The following is a 12,814-nucleotide window of genomic DNA, read 5'->3' as shown; positions in this document are numbered from 1 at the left end:
CCGCTCGCCCGCTCGCCCGCGCCCGTGCGGACCGGCGGCTAGAGTGCCCCTCGTGACTAGCGACGTGGCCAGCACGGCCCTCCTCACCGATCACTACGAGCTGACGATGCTGCAGGCTGCGCTGCGCAGCGGCGCCGCCCACCGCGACTGCGTCTTCGAGGTGTTCGCGCGGCGGCTGCCCGACGGTCGCCGCTACGGCGTGGTCGCGGGGACCGGCCGCGTGGTCGAGGCGATCCGCGACTTCCGCTTCGGCGAGGCCACGCTGGACTTCCTGCGCACCCACCACGTCGTGGACGACGCCACCCTGGGCTACCTGGCCGACTACCGGTTCACGGGCGACGTCTGGGGATACGCGGAGGGCGAGGTCTACTTCCCGGGGTCGCCGCTGCTGATCGTCGAGGGCACCTTCGCCGAGGCGTGCATCCTCGAGACGCTGATCCTGTCGATCCTCAACCACGACAGCGCCATCGCCGGTGCCGGATCGCGCATGGTCACCGCCGCCGAGGAGCGCCCGCTCATCGAGATGGGCTCGCGGCGCACCCACGAGGAGGCGGCGGTGGCGGCGGCCCGTGCGGCCTACATCGTCGGCTTCGGCAAGACCTCCAACCTGGAGGCCGGGCGGCGCTACGGCGTGCCGACGGCCGGGACCAGCGCCCACTCCTTCACGCTGCTGCACGACTCGGAGTCGGCGGCGTTCGAGGCGCAGCTGGCGTCGCTCGGGACGGACACCACGCTGCTGGTCGACACCTACGACGTGCGGGCCGCGGTGGCGGAAGCGGTGCGCCTGGCCGGGCCCCGGCTCGGGGGCGTGCGCCTCGACTCCGGCGACCTCGTCGCCCAGGCCCGCGAGGTGCGCCAGCAGCTCGACGAGCTCGGTGCCACCTCGACCCGCATCACCGTGACCTCGGACCTGGACGAGTACGCCATCGCCGCGCTCGCCGCCGCCCCCGTCGACGGCTACGGCGTCGGGACGTCGCTGGTCACCGGGTCCGGCGCGCCGACCGCCGGGCTCGTCTACAAGCTCGTCGCCCGCAAGGACGACGACGGGCAGTGGGTGTCGGTGGCCAAGGCGTCGACGTCCAAGACCTCGGTCGGCGGCCGCAAGTACGCCCTGCGCCGCCTCGACGAGCGCGGCGCCGCCGAGGCCGAGGTGATCGGCATCGGCGAGCGCCCCGAGGGCGACGACAACGACCGCGAGCTGCTGGTCCAGCTGGTGCGCGGCGGCGAGATCGTCGGCGACCTGTCGCTGGAGGCCGCCCGGGCGCGGCACGAGGCGTCCGTCGCCGAGCTGCCCGCCCGCGCGCGGCGGCTGTCCCGGGGCGAGCCGGCGATCCCCACCTCCTACCAGGACGACGAGCGATGACCGGCGAGCGTCGCGCCCTCGTCGTCGTGGACGTCCAGCGGGACTTCTGCGAGGGCGGGTCGCTGGCCGTCGCCGGCGGGTCCGCCGTCGCCGCGGACGTCGCCGAGCTGGTGACCACCCACGGCGACACGTATGCCGAGATCGTCGCCACCGCCGACTGGCACGGCGACCCGGGGAGCCACTGGTCGGCCACGCCCGACTACGTGGACACCTGGCCGGTCCACTGCGCCGCCGGGTCCGAGGGCGCCGACTTCCACCCCGACCTGGCGCCCGCGATGGGCCAGGTCGACGAGGTCTTCCGCAAGGGGCGGTCCGCGGCGGCCTACTCGGGCTTCGAGGGCGTGTCCGACGACGGCGAGTCGTTGGCCTCCTGGCTGCGCGGGCGCTCCGTCGACGCGGTGGACTGCGTGGGCATCGCGACCGACCACTGCGTGCGGGCGACCGCGCTGGACGCGGCGCGGGCCGGTTTCGCCACGCGCGTGCTGCTGTCGCTGACGGCCGGTGTCGCCGCGGAGACCACGGCGGCGGCCCTGGACGAGCTGCGGGCGGCCGGGGTCGAGCTGGTCGGGGCACCACGCCTGCCCTGACGAGCGGGTCCGGGTTCGCCATACGGGCGGGGACCGCTGCGGGACACCGCCGGCGGCCCGGGGCTCAGGCAGGCAGGACCATGGCGACCTCGTCCGGCGCCTGCGCCGCGAGCCAGGACGGACGGGCGCGCCCGACCTCGACCCAGCCGAGGCGGGGGTAGAGGGCGTAGGCCCGCTCGTGGGTGGGCAGCACGTCGAGGCAGGGCAGGAGGCCCTGCCTCCGGATCTCGGCGACAGCCGTGTCGTGCAGCGCCCGCCCCGCCCCGGTCCCCCGGGCCGCGAGCGTGGTGAAGAAGGACCCGATCACCGCGAGCTCGGGCCACGGCCGGCCGTGGCCCCGCTCCCAGGCTCGCTCGACGTCGCCGGCGGGGCCGGGCTCCGGCTCCCGCGCGCGGGTGACCGCGACGTGGCCGAGCAGCTCGCCGTCGCGCTCGGCGACGAAGGACGCCAGCTCCCCGCCGCGGCGGACGAAATCCTCGGGCGGGAAGGGCAACGGGTTGCGGTAGGGATAGCCGGACGTGGGCTGCTGCTCCAGCAGCAGCCGCGCGAGCTCGGGGACGTCGGCGTCGCGACGCGGCCGGACGTCGCAGGGTGGGTGGGGCACCGGGTCAACCGCGCCGGGGAAGCTTGCCGACCACCACGCAGGTCCGCCCGGCCTTGTCGTGCAGCGCCTGGCGCATCGGCCGGTCCCACAGCGGGAACAACCCGTCGAGCAGGGTGAAGGCGATGCCCAGCACGGAGGGGATGAGGTCGCCCACCCGCTTGACGATCGTGCGCAGCATGAGCCGCCCCACCGGCGCCGGCGTCGGCGACTCGAGCGCCCGGACGCTGATGCCGGTGACCACCCGACCGAGGGTGCGGCCCCACCGGCTCAGGCAGAAGACCTCGTAGATCAGGAAGGCCAGGACCATGACCGCGGCGACCTGCAGCTGGATGCCGAGCGGGATCTGCGGGGCGGGGGGCACCGTCGAGCTGCCCGCGTCGACGGCGGCACCGACCTCGTCCCACCAGCCCTGCCACCGGTCGATCGTCGGCCCGAGCAGCCGGACGTAGAGCGGTGACAGCAGCAGGTTGAGCAGGAAGCCGTCGATGAGCAGCGCCCCGAGACGCCGCCACCACCCGGAGAGCCGGTGCCCGTCGGGGGTCATGGCCGGCGCCGGGCCGTAGCCCTGCGGCTGGTAGCCGTGCTGGTAACCCCGCTGCTGGTAGCCCTGCTGCTGGTAGCCGTGCTGGTGGTAGCCCTGCTGCTGGTGGCCCTTCGGCCCTCCCCCGGGCCGGTCCGTGCCGTCTCGCGGGGCGTCACCTGGCCGGGCGGTGGGGACGACATACGGGCTCTGACCGCCGGACCGGTCGTCGTGGTGGGACTGCTGACCCGGGCGCCGGAAGTCCTCCACGTGGGCCCCCTCGCCGATGTGCGACTGCGCGACCTGCGACGCCTGCTTCGGCGCCCGGTGGTCGGTCCACGTCACACCGTCGAAGTACCGGAGGTAGGCGGGGTCCTGGGGGTCGTCGTACCACCCTGAAGGCTGGGTCATGAGGCTAGCCTCGCACGCCGGCCTGGGGGCCTCTGACGCCCGGTGGGGCATGTCGGCGCCAGGCAGTAGCGTAGCGGCGTGCTCTCAGCGATTCTTCGACGACACCTGGTGCGCCACCGCGGTCCGATCGCCCTGGTCCTGCTCTTCCAGACCCTGCAGGTCCTGGCCAACCTCTACCTGCCCACCCTCAACGCCGACGTGATCGACGAGGGCGTCGCCAAGGGCGACACCGGCTACGTGCTGCGCGTCGGCGCGATCATGCTGCTCGTCACGCTCGCCCAGATCGTCGCCAACGTCGTCGCCATCTACTACGGCGCCCGCACCGCCATGCGGTTCGGGCGCGACCTGCGCGCCGAGATCTTCGAGACCGTGGAGCGCTTCGCGGCCGAGGAGCTCGGCAGGTTCGGCGCCCCCACCCTGATCACCCGCACCACCAACGACGTCCAGCAGATCCAGATGCTCGTCTTCCTCACCCTCGTCATGGTGGCGTCGACGCCGATCACCGCCGTGGGCTCGGTGATCCTGGCGCTGCAGCACGACGTGGCGCTGTCCGGCCTGCTGCTCGTCGTCGTCCCGGTGCTGGTGGCCTGCCTGGCCTTCATCATCTGGCGGCTGCACCCGCTCTTCCGGCGGATGCAGGGGCAGGTGGACACCGTCAACCAGATCCTGCGCGAGCAGATCAGCGGCGTCCGCGTGATCCGGGCCTTCGTCAAGGACCACGCCGAGCAGGAGCGCTTCGGCGTCGCCAACGACCAGCTGCGCGACGTCTCGCTGGCCGCGGGCCGGCTCATGACCTCGATGTTCCCGCTGATCATGCTGATCATGAACCTCTCGACCGTGGCGATCGTGTGGTTCGGGGGGTTGCGGATCGCGAGCGGTGACATGCAGGTCGGTGACCTCGTCGCGATGATGACCTACCTCATGAACATCCTGATGTCCGTGCTCATGGCCTCGATGATGTTCATGATCCTGCCGCGGGCCCAGGTGTCCGCAGAGCGCATCACCGAGGTGCTCGACACCGAGCCGACCATCGCGGCCCCGCTGGAGCCGGTGCGCGGCGGGCACCACCGTGGCGTCGTGGGGCTGAGCGACGTGTCGTTCACGTTCCCCGGGGCCGACGACCCGGTGCTGCACGGCATCACGCTGGAGGCCACGCCGGGCCGCACCACCGCCATCATCGGCTCGACGGGCGCGGGCAAGACCACGCTCCTCAACCTGGTGCCCCGGCTCATCGACGCCACCGCCGGGCGGGTCACCTTGGACGGCGTCGACGTCCGCGACCTCGACCCCGAGGAGCTGTGGCGCTGCTTCGGGCTGGTGCCGCAGCGCCCCTACCTCTTCAGCGGCACGGTCGCGAGCAACCTGCGGCTCGGGCGCGCGGACGCGACCGACGACGAGCTGTGGCAGGCGCTGGAGATCGCCCAGGCCCGCGACTTCGTCGAGGCCATGCCGGAGGGTCTGGACGCCCCCATCACCCAGGGCGGCACCAACGTCTCGGGCGGGCAGCGCCAGCGGCTGGCCATCGCCCGGGCCGTGGTCCGCCGGCCGCTCGTCTACCTCTTCGACGACTCCTTCTCGGCGCTCGACTACGCCACGGACGCCGCGCTGCGGGCGGCGCTGCGCCCGATCACCCGGGAGGCCACCGTCCTGGTCGTCGCCCAGCGGGTCAACACGATCCGCGACGCGGACGAGATCGTCGTGCTGGACGAGGGTGCCGTCGTCGGGCGCGGGCGACACCACGAGCTCATGGCCGACTGCCCGACCTACCGCGAGATCGTGCTGTCGCAGCTGAGCGCCGAGGAGGCGGCATGAGCACGGCCACCTCGGGGTCCACCGGTCGGGGCCGGGTCGGGGTCCATGACGAGAGCACGGCCGCCGGCGGGGGCCCACGGGCGGGCGGGCCGCGCGGTGGCCGCCTGGCGATGGGCGCCCCGGTCGCCAAGGCCGAGGACTTCGGGGCCGCGGCCCGCCGGCTCGTCCGCGAGCTGACCTCCCACCGCGCCCACGTCGGCGCGATCGTCGTCCTCGGCGTGATCGGCATCGCGCTCTCGGTCATCGGCCCCAAGATCCTGGGCCGGGCCACCGACCTCATCTTCTCCGGCGCGATCGGTCACCAGCTGCCCGCCGGGCTGACCCGGGACCAGGTCCTGGCCGGCCTGCGCGCCCGCGGCGACAGCCGCCTGGCGGACCTCCTGTCCGGTATGCCGGACCTGGTGCCGGGCCGCGGGGTCGACACCACCGCGGTGGCGCACGTGCTGGCGTGGGCCCTCGTGCTCTACGCCCTCTCCTCGCTCTTCACCTGGGTGCAGGTCTGGCTCACCACCACGGTGGTCCAGCGCACCGTCCACCGGATGCGTCACGACGTCGAGGCCAAGCTGGAGCGGCTCCCGCTGCGCTACTTCGACACCGAGGCCCGCGGCGACATCCTCTCCAAGGCGACCAACGACGTCGACAACGTCGGCCAGTCGCTGCAGCAGACGATGACCCAGCTGCTCAACTCCGCGCTCACGGTCCTCGGCGTGATCGTCATGATGCTCACGATCTCCCCGCTCCTGACGGTCATCGCGGTCGTGAGCGTGCCGGTGATGGCCGCCATCACCCTGGTCATCGCCCGCCGCAGCCAGCCGCAGTTCCGCGAGCAGTGGGCCGCCACCGGGCGCCTCAACGGCCACGTCGAGGAGATGTACAGCGGGCAGCTGCTGGTCAAGGTCTTCGGGCAGCAGCGCACCTCGCAGGAGACCTTCGCCCGCCACAACGACGCGCTCTACGAGGCGGCGTTCAAGGCGCAGTTCGTGTCCGGGATCATCCAGCCGGCCATGTGGTTCGTGTCCAACCTCAACTTCGTGCTGGTCGCGGTGATCGGCGGGCTGCGGGTCGCCTCCGGCGCGATGTCCATCGGCGGGGTGCAGGCCTTTATCCAGTACTCCCGCCAGTTCAGCCAGCCCCTGGGGCAGCTCGCTGCCATGGCCAACCTGCTGCAGTCGGGAGTGGCGTCGGCCGAGCGGGTCTACCAGCTCCTGGACGCCGCGGAGGAGACCCCCGACCCCGTCCCCGACCCCACCACCGGCCGAGACCGCCCTGCCGTGCGGGGACGGGTGGCCTTCGAGGACGTCTCCTTCTCCTACTCCCCCGACGAGCCGCTCATCGAGCACCTCGACCTCGTCGCCGAGCCCGGCCGCACCATCGCCATCGTCGGCCCGACCGGGGCCGGCAAGACCACGCTGACCAACCTCCTGCTGCGCTACTACGACGTGGACGCGGGGCGGATCACCTTGGACGGCACGGACATCCGCGACCTCCCGCGGGGCGCCCTGCGCGGCGCCTTCGGCGTGGTGCTGCAGGACACCTGGCTGTTCACCGGCACGATCCGGGACAACATCGCCTACGGCGCGCAGGACCCCACCGAGGACCAGGTGGTGGCCGCCGCGACCGCGGCCCACGCGGACCACTTCATCCGCACCCTGCCCGACGGCTACGACACGGTCCTGGACGACGACGGGTCCTCGCTGTCCTCCGGGCAGCGGCAGCTGCTGACCATCGCGCGAGCCTTCCTGTCCGACCCCGAGATCCTGATCCTCGACGAGGCGACCAGCTCGGTCGACACCCGCACCGAGGCCCTCGTCCAGGAAGCCATGGACCGGCTGCGTCGGGACCGCACGAGCTTCGTGATCGCCCACCGACTGTCCACGATCCGCCACGCCGACGTGATCGTCGTGATGGAGCACGGGTCCATCGTCGAGCTGGGCTCGCACGACGACCTGCTGACCGCCGAGGGCGCCTACGCGCGGCTCTACCAGGCGCAGTTCGCCGGGGCAGCGGTCGAGGACGCTCCATCCCCTCGTTGAGAGGCGACAAACGGGGCTCATCCCCGCCCCACAACCCCGATCTGTCGCCTCTCAACGAGAGAGGCGGGACGCAAGAGGCGCGGCGGAGAGCCGCCGACACGTCCCGGCCGCCGCCTCGGGTCGAGGCGGCGGCCGGGGACGGCATACGGCAGCGGTCAGAGGTTGCCGCGGATGTCCTGCTCGCGCTCCAGGGCCACGAAGAGGGCCTTGAAGTTGCCCTTGCCGAAGCCCAGCGACCCGTGCCGCTCGATCAGCTCGAAGAACACGGTCGGGCGGTCACCGAGCGGGCGGGTGAAGATCTGCAGCAGGTAGCCGTCCTCGTCGCGGTCGACGAGGATCCCGCGCTGCTGCAGCTCCTCGATCGGGACCCGCACCTCACCGATGCGCTTCCGCAGCTCGGGGTCCTCGTAGTAGGAGTCCGGGGTGTCCAGGAACTCGATGCCGTTGGCGCGCAGCTCGTCGACGGTGCGGATGATGTCGTTGGTCGCCAGCGCGAGGTGCTGGGCGCCGGGGCCGCGGTAGAAGTCGAGGTACTCGTCGATCTGCGAGCGCTTCTTGGCGATCGCCGGCTCGTTGAGGGGGAACTTCACCCGGTGGTTGCCGTTGGCGACGACCTTGGACATGAGGGCGGAGTAGTCGGTGGCGATGTCGTCGCCGATGAACTCCGCCATGTTCACGAAGCCCATGACCTTGTTGTAGAAGGCCACCCACTCGTCCATCTTGCCGAGCTCGACGTTGCCGACGATGTGGTCCAGGGCCTGGAAGAGCCGCTTGGGGGAGCCCTCGCGCCGGACCAGCGTCGAGGTCCGGGTGACGTAGCCGGGCCAGTAGGGCCCCGAGTAGCGGGAGCGGTCGACGAGCGTGTGCCGGGTCTCGCCATACGTCGCGATGGAGGCGAAGCGCAGCGTGCCGTGCTCGTCGGTGACGTCCTGCGGCTCCTCGAGGACGGTGGCGCCCATCTTCTTGGCCTGCGCCACGCAGCGGTCCACGTCGGGGACCTCGAGGGCGATGTCGACGACGCCGTCACCGTGCTTGGCGTGGTGCTCGATCAGGGGGCTGTCGGGGTCGACCGCGCCCTTGACGACGAAACGGATCGAGCCGGACCGCAGCACGAACGCCTTGTGGTCCCGGTTGCCGTTCTCCGGACCGGAGTAGGCCTCCAGCGTCATGCCCCAGGCGGACTCGTAGTAGTGGGCGGTCTGCGTCGCGTTGCCGACGACGAAGACGATGGCATCCCAGCCGGTGACGGGGAAGGGGTCGGTCGCCTCGTCGTACTCCACGAGGCCGACAAGCTGCTTGAGCTGGTTGAGGTCCAGATCGGCATCGCGCTCTTGCGGCGTGAGGTCAAGGGTGGTGTCGGTCATGCTGCCCAACTGTGAGGCGAGCCAGGCAACCTGGCAACCATGTGCAGCCCCTCTGGGCAAAATGCCCGTGCCGTATGGCGCCTACCCCCTCCCCGGTGGACAATCTGTCCCATGAGCATCGACGACCTCGACCGCCGGATCCTGCGCGCGTTCACGACCGACCCGCACGTCGGCGTGCTCGGGGCGTCGCGGGCGCTGGGCGTGGCGCGGGGCACCGTCCAGGCCCGGCTCGACCGGATGCAGGAGCGGGGCGTGATCCGGTCGTTCGCGCCGCAGGTGGATGCGGCGGCCCTGGGCTACCCGGTGATCGCGTTCGCGACGCTGGAGATCCGGCAGGACCACGGGCACGAGCACGTCGTGGAGCACCTGCTGGCGATCCCCGAGGTGCTCGAGGCGCACACGATCACCGGCAGCGGCGACATCTGGATCCGGCTGGTGGGGCGGGACAACGCCGACCTGCAGCGCGTCATCGACGACGTCGTGGCGGGCGGGTCGGTGATCCGGACCACGACGGTGATCTCGTTGGCCACCCGGATCAGCCACCGGACCGCCCCGCTGGTGGACGCCGCGGCGCGGCACCACGACGGGCAGCCCCGCCCGCCGCGGTCAGCCACCGGCGGCGACACGCCGTGAGGCGCCTCCACGCGCCGCCCCTGGCGGCGACGTGGGTCAGCGACGGCGACGTGGGTCAGCGGCCGTGACGTGGGTCAGCGGCCACGACGTGCGTCGATGGCCTCGAGGGGTCAGCGGCGGCCGACGAACCAGTTGCGGATCTTGTCGATCCGCGCCCCGACCTGCTCCTGGGACGCCTGGTCCAGCGCGGGTCCGCCACACACCTGCCGCAGCTCGGAGTGCACGATGGCGTGCTTGGTCCCGGTCTTGCGGGCGTAGGCCGACACCAGCTTGTTGAGCTCCTTGCGCTGGGCCTGCAGGGCCCGGTGGGCCGAGACCTCCTCGTGGCGCTCGCGGGCCCGCGCGTTGGGCTTCTGCCGGCTCTGGCGCTCCCGCAGCAGGTGCGCCATCTGGTCGGGCTCGAGCAGCCCGGGCAGCCCGAGATAACCGTCCTCCTCCTCGGAGCCGACGTCGGCGACCAGGCCGAACTGCTCGGCGTCGAAGAGCACGTGGTCGAACTCCGCGTCGGACTCGAGGGCCTCGAACTTCGCGTCCAGCTCGTCGCTGGCCTGCTCGGAGCGGTTGGCGGCCTCGACCAGGCCGTCCTCCTCGGACCACAGCGACTCCTCCTCGCCGGCCTTCTTGGGGCGGTCGAGGGCGTGGTCGCGCTCGTCCTCCAGCCGGGCGGCGTGCTCGAGGAGCAGCGGGACGGAGGGCAGGAAGACCGACGCCACCTCGCCGCGCTTGCGGGCCCGCACGAAGCGGCCGACGGCCTGCGCGAAGAACAGCGGCGTCGACGTCGAGGTCGCGTAGACGCCGACGGCGAGCCGTGGCACGTCCACCCCCTCGGAGACCATGCGCACGGCCACGAGCCAGCGGTCGGTGGACCCGGAGTAGGTCTCGATGCGCTTGGAGGCGCCGGCGTCGTCGGAGAGCACGACGGTGGGCTTCTCGCCGGTCAGCTCGTGCAGGATCTTTGCGTAGGCGCGGGCGTTGGTCTGGTTGGTGGCGATGACCAGGCCGCCGGCATCGGGCACGTGGCGGCGCACCTCGGTCAGGCGCTTGTCGGCGGCGCGCAGCACCGCCGGGATCCACTCCCCCTGGGGGGACAGCGCGGTGCGCCAGGCGTGGGCCGTGAGGTCCTTGGTGAGCGGCTCCCCGAGGCGGGCCGCCAGCTCGTCACCGGCGCGGGTCCGCCAGCGCATCGCCCCGCCATACGCCATGAACAGCACGGGCCGCACCACGCCGTCGCGCAGCGCCTCGGCGTAGCCGTAGGAGTAGTCGGAGGCGGAGCGCCGGATGCCGTCGGCGCCCTCCTCGTAGCGCACGAACGGGATTGGGTTGGTGTCGGAGCGGAAGGGGGTGCCGGTCAGGGCGAGTCGCCGCGCCGCCGGCTCGAAGGCGTCCCGGATCGCCTCGCCCCAGGACTTGTTGTCGCCGCCGTGGTGGATCTCGTCGAGGATCACCAGGGTCGGTGCGGCCTCGGTGCGGGCGCGGTGCAGCAGCGGCTTGGAGGCCACCTGCGCGTAGGTCAGCGCCACGCCGTCGAACGCCTTGTTGTGCGTGCCGGCCGCGTTGGTGAAGGTCGGGTCCAGCTGGATGCCGACCCGGGCCGCGGCGTCGGCCCACTGGACCTTGAGGTGCTCGGTCGGCGCCACGACGGTCACCCGGCGCACCGCTCCCCGCCGCAGCAGCTCGGTCGCCACGCGCAGCGCGTATGTCGTCTTGCCTGCCCCCGGCGTGGCCACCGCCAGGAAGTCGCGCGGCCGGTCCTCGAGGTATCGCTGCAGCGCCTCGGCCTGCCAGGCCCGGAGCTTGCCGGCAGTCCCCCACGCTGCTCGCTCGGGGAAGGCTGGTGACAGGTGCTCGGCAGCGGAGGTACTCATGGCGACTAGCAGGGTAGACGGTTTCGGCGGTCAACATGCCGGGGCGCAGTGCTTGACAGCCTGGGCAGCCAGGTGGCCCGCCTCCCGGACGGGAGACGGGCCAGCCGGCTGCTCGGGCTGGGGTCGTCAGTCGAGCTTGATCGTGTCGGCCCCAGCCGACTCGATCTTGATGGTGCGGTCGGCCTGCAGCGACTCGATCTTGATCGTGCGGTCGGCCTGCAGCGACTCGATCTTGATCGTGCGGTCCGGCGTCGCCGACTCCAGCTTGATGGTGCGGTCGGCCTGCAGCGACTCGATCTTGATCGTGCGGTCGGCCTGCAGCGACTCGATCTTGATCGTGCGGTCGGCCTGCAGCGACTCGATCTTGATGGTGCGGTCCGGCGTCGCCGACTCCAGCTTGATGGTGCCACCCTTGGTGACGGCGTGTGCAGAGCCACCGGCCAGGACAGCGACGGCGGAGAGAGCGACCGCAGCAGCGGCGCGGGTCACGTGGCGCATGAGGAGGATCCCTTTCAGGTTGTGAGGAGTGCCCCGTGCACTCCCTATCACTCAGGGTACGGGCATCCCCGCCAGAAATATCACGCGCTGTGACTTAAACCAGTCATTCGGGTGAAATCTACTGCTAGTCCTGGCCGTCCTGGGGGGCGCGCAGCCCCTCGTAGATCTCCTTGCAGATCGGGCAGACAGGGAAGCGCTGCGGGTCGCGCCCCGGCACCCAGATCTTGCCGCAGAGCGCGACGACGGGCTCGCCGGTCATCGCGCTCTCCAGGATCTTCTCCTTGCGCACGTAGTGGGAGAACCGCTCCTTGTCGCCCGGCTCCTGCAGCCGCTCCTCGACCTGCTCCCGCTCGAGCACCGCGGTCTGGGTGCCCGGGCCCCCCGGCTCGGCGAACGGGTCCGGCGGCATCTCGGGGTATCCCTGGCTCATGCGCGCCAGTCTAGGCACCCGCGCCGCGCCCTGCCGACGCCTGCACCGCCTCAGTTGTAGTCCTCGTCGTCGGGGTAGTAGGCCGCCAGCGCGAGCCGCCCCGGCTGGCGGCGCAGCACGCGGTGCCACAGCGTGTCGGGCTCGTCGGTGAAGAGGTCCGTCGGCTCCAGGTCGAGGGTGTACCACGTGTGCTCCCGCAGCTCGGCCTCGAGCTGACCGGCGCTCCAGCCGGAATAGCCCGCGAAGATGCGCACCCCGCTGGCCTCGCTCATCACCAGCTCCGCCGGGGTGTCCAGGTCGACGACCCCCACGCCCCGGAAGAGCCGCTGCACGCCGCGCACCTCGGTCGGCACCCCGGGCAGCCCCACGACCCCGAGCGCGGAGTCCAGGCCCACCGGGCCACCCTGGAAGAGGACCGACGGGGCGCTCACGTGCTCCTGCCACCCGTCCAGGACCGTGTCGACCGTGGCGTCGACGGGCTTGTTGAGCACGACGGCCTGCGCGCCGTCCTCCCCGTGGTGCAGCACCAGCAGGACCGCCCGCTCGAAGACACCCTCGGTGATGGCTGGGGTGGCCGCGAGGAGCCGTCCGGTCAGGTCCGTGGTCTGCACCCTGCCATTGTGCCCGAGCGACCTGCCCGTATGCCGAGAGCGGGCGCCCTCTCTCGACGAGAGGACGCCCGCTCCTGCCGGGT

The 12,814-nt window shown here is 72.1% G+C and carries 12 protein-coding genes; 5 read left to right on the top strand and 7 right to left on the bottom strand.

All coding sequences use genetic code 11. From position 1 onward, the window contains the following. The first annotated feature begins 106 nt into the window (after positions 1-106). Both ADJ73_RS09345 and ADJ73_RS09340 read left to right on the top strand, forming a co-directional pair. A complete protein-coding gene (locus ADJ73_RS09345) occupies positions 107-1,363 on the top strand; it encodes a nicotinate phosphoribosyltransferase (protein WP_253272718.1) in 1,257 nt (418 codons plus the stop codon). Then, complete coding sequence (locus tag ADJ73_RS09340; protein WP_050348053.1) at positions 1,360-1,950, top strand: isochorismatase family protein; 591 nt, start codon at positions 1,360-1,362, stop codon at positions 1,948-1,950. The genes ADJ73_RS09345 and ADJ73_RS09340 overlap by 4 nt, the downstream gene beginning before the upstream one ends. Positions 1,951-2,014: 64 nt before the next feature. On the opposite strand, the gene ADJ73_RS09335 is transcribed toward ADJ73_RS09340, so the two are convergent. Together ADJ73_RS09335 and ADJ73_RS09330 are read right to left on the bottom strand one after the other, a co-directional pair. Further along, positions 2,015-2,554 (bottom strand): GNAT family N-acetyltransferase, encoded by a 540-nt coding sequence (locus ADJ73_RS09335; protein ID WP_050348052.1) that lies wholly within the window; start codon positions 2,552-2,554, stop codon positions 2,015-2,017. Between the two features lie 4 nt (positions 2,555-2,558). Then, positions 2,559-3,485 carry an RDD family protein gene (locus tag ADJ73_RS09330; protein ID WP_050348051.1) on the bottom strand — a complete coding sequence of 309 codons (927 nt, stop codon included), beginning with the start codon at positions 3,483-3,485 and terminating at the stop codon, positions 2,559-2,561. Between the two features lie 78 nt (positions 3,486-3,563). On the opposite strand from ADJ73_RS09330, the gene ADJ73_RS09325 reads away from it, so the two are divergent. Both ADJ73_RS09325 and ADJ73_RS09320 read left to right on the top strand, forming a co-directional pair. After that, a complete protein-coding gene (locus ADJ73_RS09325; RefSeq protein WP_050348050.1) occupies positions 3,564-5,297 on the top strand; it encodes an ABC transporter ATP-binding protein in 1,734 nt (577 codons plus the stop codon). Further along, positions 5,294-7,330 (top strand): ABC transporter ATP-binding protein, encoded by a 2,037-nt coding sequence (locus tag ADJ73_RS09320; RefSeq protein ID WP_082176874.1) that lies wholly within the window; start codon positions 5,294-5,296, stop codon positions 7,328-7,330. Before ADJ73_RS09325 ends, ADJ73_RS09320 begins: the two co-directional genes overlap by 4 nt. A 155-nt stretch (positions 7,331-7,485) precedes the next feature. Here the strand turns inward: ADJ73_RS09320 and hppD are convergent, their stop codons facing one another. Then, positions 7,486-8,694 (bottom strand): 4-hydroxyphenylpyruvate dioxygenase, encoded by a 1,209-nt coding sequence (gene hppD / locus ADJ73_RS09315; RefSeq protein ID WP_050348049.1) that lies wholly within the window; start codon positions 8,692-8,694, stop codon positions 7,486-7,488. Between the two features lie 111 nt (positions 8,695-8,805). Between hppD and ADJ73_RS09310 the strand changes: the two genes are divergently transcribed. After that, positions 8,806-9,327 (top strand): Lrp/AsnC family transcriptional regulator, encoded by a 522-nt coding sequence (locus tag ADJ73_RS09310; protein ID WP_050348048.1) that lies wholly within the window; start codon positions 8,806-8,808, stop codon positions 9,325-9,327. A 110-nt stretch (positions 9,328-9,437) separates the two neighbouring features. On the opposite strand, the gene ADJ73_RS09305 is transcribed toward ADJ73_RS09310, so the two are convergent. The 4 genes from ADJ73_RS09305 to ADJ73_RS09290 all read right to left on the bottom strand — a co-directional run bounded on the left by ADJ73_RS09305 (position 9,438) and on the right by ADJ73_RS09290 (position 12,731). After that, complete coding sequence (locus ADJ73_RS09305; RefSeq protein WP_050348047.1) at positions 9,438-11,192, bottom strand: DEAD/DEAH box helicase; 1,755 nt, start codon at positions 11,190-11,192, stop codon at positions 9,438-9,440. A gap of 126 nt (positions 11,193-11,318) precedes the next feature. Then, a complete protein-coding gene (locus ADJ73_RS09300) occupies positions 11,319-11,690 on the bottom strand; it encodes a hypothetical protein (protein ID WP_050348046.1) in 372 nt (123 codons plus the stop codon). 124 nt (positions 11,691-11,814) lie between these two features. After that, positions 11,815-12,120, bottom strand: coding sequence for a DUF3039 domain-containing protein (locus ADJ73_RS09295; protein WP_050348045.1), 306 nt, complete (start codon positions 12,118-12,120; stop codon positions 11,815-11,817). A gap of 50 nt (positions 12,121-12,170) precedes the next feature. Continuing rightward, a complete protein-coding gene (locus ADJ73_RS09290) occupies positions 12,171-12,731 on the bottom strand; it encodes a YqgE/AlgH family protein (protein ID WP_050348044.1) in 561 nt (186 codons plus the stop codon). Between the last annotated feature and the right edge of the window lie 83 nt (positions 12,732-12,814).

Origin of the sequence: Arsenicicoccus sp. oral taxon 190 (genome assembly GCF_001189535.1) — a bacterium.
In the GTDB taxonomy this organism is placed as follows: domain Bacteria; phylum Actinomycetota; class Actinomycetes; order Actinomycetales; family Dermatophilaceae; genus Arsenicicoccus.
The sequence above is the reverse complement of the archived record's forward strand: the minus strand, read 5'-3'. Positions and strand labels throughout refer to the sequence as shown.

Coding starts and splice junctions, on each gene's coding strand:
- ADJ73_RS09310 (WP_050348048.1), top strand. CDS start 8,806: ATGAGCATCGACGACCTCGACCGCCGGATCCTGCGCGCGTTCACGACC.
- ADJ73_RS09295 (WP_050348045.1), bottom strand. CDS start 12,120: ATGAGCCAGGGATACCCCGAGATGCCGCCGGACCCGTTCGCCGAGCCG.
- ADJ73_RS09330 (WP_050348051.1), bottom strand. CDS start 3,485: ATGACCCAGCCTTCAGGGTGGTACGACGACCCCCAGGACCCCGCCTAC.
- ADJ73_RS09305 (WP_050348047.1), bottom strand. CDS start 11,192: ATGAGTACCTCCGCTGCCGAGCACCTGTCACCAGCCTTCCCCGAGCGA.
- ADJ73_RS09300 (WP_050348046.1), bottom strand. CDS start 11,690: ATGCGCCACGTGACCCGCGCCGCTGCTGCGGTCGCTCTCTCCGCCGTC.
- ADJ73_RS09345 (WP_253272718.1), top strand. CDS start 107: ATGCTGCAGGCTGCGCTGCGCAGCGGCGCCGCCCACCGCGACTGCGTC.
- ADJ73_RS09340 (WP_050348053.1), top strand. CDS start 1,360: ATGACCGGCGAGCGTCGCGCCCTCGTCGTCGTGGACGTCCAGCGGGAC.
- hppD (WP_050348049.1), bottom strand. CDS start 8,694: ATGACCGACACCACCCTTGACCTCACGCCGCAAGAGCGCGATGCCGAT.
- ADJ73_RS09320 (WP_082176874.1), top strand. CDS start 5,294: ATGAGCACGGCCACCTCGGGGTCCACCGGTCGGGGCCGGGTCGGGGTC.